General features: G+C 66.1%; 4 protein-coding genes. 2 read left to right on the plus strand and 2 right to left on the minus strand.

Going from position 1 to position 3,081, the window contains the following annotated elements:
- The coding region (locus AC5DC2_RS21910) for an ATP phosphoribosyltransferase regulatory subunit (protein WP_491700013.1) at window positions 1-378 on the minus strand (378 nt) is incomplete at its 3' end.
- A 125-nt stretch (window positions 379-503) separates the two neighbouring features.
- Between AC5DC2_RS21910 and AC5DC2_RS21915 the strand changes: the two genes are divergently transcribed.
- A complete protein-coding gene (locus AC5DC2_RS21915; protein ID WP_491700014.1) occupies window positions 504-974 on the plus strand; it encodes a GyrI-like domain-containing protein in 471 nt (156 codons plus the stop codon).
- Here AC5DC2_RS21915 and AC5DC2_RS21920 read toward each other — a convergent pair.
- Entirely contained in the window at window positions 911-1,855 is a 945-nt protein-coding gene (locus AC5DC2_RS21920) for a LysR family transcriptional regulator (protein ID WP_491700016.1), read from the minus strand. The genes AC5DC2_RS21915 and AC5DC2_RS21920 overlap by 64 nt on opposite strands.
- Window positions 1,856-1,956: 101 nt before the next feature.
- Between AC5DC2_RS21920 and AC5DC2_RS21925 the strand changes: the two genes are divergently transcribed.
- Complete coding sequence (locus AC5DC2_RS21925; protein ID WP_491700015.1) at window positions 1,957-3,006, plus strand: YeiH family protein; 1,050 nt, start codon at window positions 1,957-1,959, stop codon at window positions 3,004-3,006.
- The last annotated feature ends 75 nt before the right edge of the window (window positions 3,007-3,081 follow it).

Below are 3,081 nucleotides of genomic sequence, written 5' to 3' on the forward strand. Positions count from 1 at the left end.
GGGGCCGGGCTTTTCGTTGCGGAACACGTAGCCGGCGCGATAGGTGCGGTAGGGCAGCTGGATGTCGTTGAAGTTTTCCGCGACATGGCGGGCGAGCGGCGCGGTCAGGTCATAGCGCAGCGACATCCACTGGTCGTCATCATCGGTCAGCGAGAACACGCCCTCGTTCGGCCGGTCCTGGTCCGGTAGGAATTTTCCCAGCGCATCGGTATATTCGAACAGCGGCGTCTCGACCGGATCGAAACCGTAATTCTCGTAGACCGCCTTGATCTTCGCCATCATCGCCTCGGTCGCGCGGATATCGGCGGCCGAACGGTCGACAAAGCCGCGCGGCAGGCGGGCTTTCAGCTTCTGCGGTTTCTTCTTCTTGTCGCTCATGGTTGACCTATCCGGAACACAGCTTCATTTTCCGGGCCCTGATTAACGGATCGCCGTGGGTCCGGCAAGCGCCAAGGCCACGCCCGACAAGCGCCACGGACCGGCGGCGGCCAAACGGAGGACCGATGGAGATTGAAACCATATCGATGCCCGAGCTCGTCTGCATCGGCCTCAGCGTGCGCGGCGCGTGGCATGAATTGCCGGAAAAGGTTCCCGCAGGCTGGCAGCGGCTGTTCGCCGCAACCGGGGATGCCGAGCACTTTCTCGAAGTCTCGCGCAAGCAGCCGGACGGCGCCTATATCGAGTTTCTCGGCTTCCTGGCATCGCGCAAGACGGAGATACCGCCCGGCCTCGAACGCCATGTGGTTGCCGCCGGGCGCTATCTCCGCCTCGTCCATGAGGGGCCGCTTGCGGAAATCGCCGATGGCTTTGCCCGTCTGCACGCCCATGCCGCGGCGACCGGGGTAAGGCTTGGCGACCTCAAGCTCGATTTCGGCTACCGGCGCGGCCTGCCCGACACGCCGCATGAGCTTTATGTGGCCGTTGAGCAGGCGCCGCCGGCTCTGGGCGGACCCGCGCCCGGTTCGTCCGGCTGAGATGCGAGGCTGAAGGCCACCAGTTCGCTCGCCGCCTTGCTCAGATGCCGCTCCCTGTGGCTCAAAAGCTGGAAGGCGCGCGACGGCAGGTCGAAATTCACCCGCTTCAGTTCGCCCGAAGCAAGCCAGGGCGCCGCGACCGCGCCCGAGATTGCCGTCGCCGCATGGCCGGAGCGCACGGCGGACAGCACCGCCTCGTTCGAGGGCAGCACCATCACCACGTTGAGGTCTGCGGGCGCAATGCCGAAACCGGCCATGGCGTGCTCGAACTCAAAGCGCGTTCCGGAGCCCTCCTCGCGCAGCACGAAGGCCGCCTGCCGGGCGAGTTCGCCGGGCGTCACCGGTCGGCCATCGGCCAGCGGATGGCCGGGCGCGACCACCACCATCAGCGCGTCGTCGGTCAGGTGGCGCTTGGCCAGCAGCGGATTGTCGAGCGTGCCCTCGATATAGCCAAGCTCTGCCTCGCCGCCGGCGACGGCCTCCGCCACCGCCACGGTGTTGCCGATCGACAGCCTGAGTTCGATGCCCGGATAGCGCGCGTGAAAGCGCATCAGCACCTGCGGCAGCCAGTAGCTGGCGATCGTCTGGCTGGCGAAGACCGACAGCGCCCCGCGCTCCAGCCCGCCAAGCTCGCCCAGCACGCGTTCGGCCGAGCGCACCCGCGCAAGGGTCGCCCGCGCCTCATCCAGAAATACCCTCCCCTCCGCCGTCAGCACGATGCCGCGCCCGACCCGGTCGAAGAGGGTGACGGAATAGAAGTCTTCCAGTTTGCGGATGGCGCTGGACACGGCAGACGGCGTCAGATGCAGCGCTTCGGCCGCCCGCGTCAGGTGCTCGCGCTCGGCCACCGCCACGAACACAACCAATTGCTCAAGGGTCATCATGGGATGAACATTCTCTTTTGCCGAACAAAACGTCAATTATTATTCGATGGAAGCCTATATTTGAGCATGACATGCTTTGCGCATCACAGGATTCTCCCATGCGCATTGCCGTCGAAACCGAAAATATCCACCCCTGGACCGGACGCTTCATCTCGCTCGCGCCCGGCATTCTGCTCTCCTGCCTCGTCGCCCTGGCGGCCTTCGGGCTGGAAGCCGTCGAAGTTCACATTACCGAGCATCGTTTCGTCGAAAACCTTGTGCTCGCCATCCTCATCGGCACGGCCATCCGTTCGCTCGTCCACCTGCCGGCGGCGTTCAACCCCGGCATTCGCTTCTGCGAGAAATTCGTGCTGGAAGTGGCGATCGTGCTGCTCGGCGCCTCGATCAGCGTTCAGGCGCTCAAGGCGGCGGGCCCGGCTCTGGTGCTCGGCATCATCTTCACCGTGATTGCCGCCATCGCCATTTCCTATGGCATCGGCCGCGGCCTCGGGCTGAAGCACAAGCTTGCGACGCTGGTTGCCTGCGGCAATTCCATCTGCGGCAACTCGGCGATCGCGGCAGCCGCCCCGGTCATCGACGCGGAGCCGGAGGATATCGCCTCGGCCATCGCGTTTACCGCCGTGCTCGGCGTCATCATGGTGCTGGCGCTGCCGCTTGCGCTGGTCGGCCTGGGCTTGACCGCGCCGCAATATGGCGTGCTCTCCGGCCTCACCGTCTATGCCGTGCCGCAGGTGCTCGCAGCCGCCCAGCCGGGCGGGGTGATCGCGGTGCAGACCGGCACGCTGGTCAAGCTTATCCGGGTGATGATGCTCGGCCCAGTGCTCCTCGCGCTCGGCATGACCGCGCGCGCCGCCGCCTCAGGCGCGGGCGCGAAGGTCAAGCTGAAGCATATCGCGCCGTGGTTCATCATCGGCTTCGCGCTGATGATGGCGCTGCGGTCTGCCGGCGCCATTCCGGAAGGGGTCGTTCCGCCGCTTGCCCACACATCGAACGCGCTCACCGTGCTGGCCATGGCGGCGCTGGGCCTCTCCGTCGACATCCGCTCGCTCGGCCGCGCCGGCGGACGGGTGATCGCGACCGCGATCCTGTCGATCGGCGTACTGACGGCGATTGCGCTCGGCCTGATCTTCGTGCTGCAGATCGGCTGATCAGGACGCGACGGGCCGCTTCAGCGCGGCCCGCAGCCGCTCCACCTCATCCCGGCAGCAGCAGCCTTCGAGGTG

The sequence above is a fragment of the Martelella sp. genome, from assembly GCF_984369615.1.